Origin of the sequence: Kitasatospora nipponensis, assembly GCF_039528135.1 — a bacterium.
GTDB lineage: Bacteria > Actinomycetota > Actinomycetes > Streptomycetales > Streptomycetaceae > Kitasatospora > Kitasatospora nipponensis.
In genome coordinates this window covers 1-966 of sequence record NZ_BAAALF010000538.1, presented here as the reverse complement: position 1 = coordinate 966, position 966 = coordinate 1, and the positions used below count along the sequence as shown (strand labels likewise).

Here is a 966-nt window from a genome sequence, read left to right as displayed (position 1 = left end):
GCAGACGACGCTCCCACGGCTTGTAGGCACACGGTTTCAGGTACTATTTCACTCCGCTCCCGCGGTACTTTTCACCATTCCCTCACGGTACTATCCGCTATCGGTCACCAGGGAATATTTAGGCTTAGCGGGTGGTCCCGCCAGATTCACACGGAATTTCTCGGGCTCCGTGCTACTTGGGAGAAGCTCAAGTGAGCCGTACAGATTTCGTCTACGGGGGTCTTACCCTCTACGCCGGACCTTTCGCATGTCCTTCGACTACCCATACGGTTTCTGACTCACCCAGCCGCCGGCAGACGACTGAAGAACTTTCCCACGACCCCGATATGGCAACCCCTGCCGGGTCTCACACCACATCGGTTTAGCCTCATCCGGTTTCGCTCGCCACTACTCCCGGAATCACGGTTGTTTTCTCTTCCTGCGGGTACTGAGATGTTTCACTTCCCCGCGTTCCCTCCACATACCCTATGTGTTCAGGTATGGGTGACAGCCCATGACGACTGCCGGGTTTCCCCATTCGGACACCCCCGGATCAAAGCTCGGTTGACAGCTCCCCGGGGCCTATCGCGGCCTCCCACGTCCTTCATCGGTTCCTGGTGCCAAGGCATCCACCGTGCGCCCTTAAAAACTTGGCCACAGATGCTCGCGTCCACTGTGCAGTTCTCAAACAACGACCAGACACCCACCCTCAGCACCCTATGAAGATGTCATCAAGTAGGACCGGCACTGAAGCAACGACCATACGGCCGTTCCCTCAGGACCCAACAACGTGCCCGACACACCCGACCTCGCTTGGTCTCACTTTCCACGCCGAAGCAGTACTTGTGAGGCCAACAGACCGTGTGTGCCGAATAGTCAACGTTCCACCCATGAGCAACCGTGCGAGACATTCGCTCGCAGACGGCTATGTGCTCCTTAGAAAGGAGGTGATCCAGCCGCACCTTCCGGTACGGCTACCTTGTTACG

General features: G+C 57.5%; 1 rRNA gene. It reads right to left on the bottom strand.

Going from position 1 to position 966, the window contains the following annotated elements:
- Window positions 1-635 (bottom strand): 23S ribosomal RNA (locus ABD323_RS41740); the annotation flags it as partial.
- Between the last annotated feature and the right edge of the window lie 331 nt (window positions 636-966).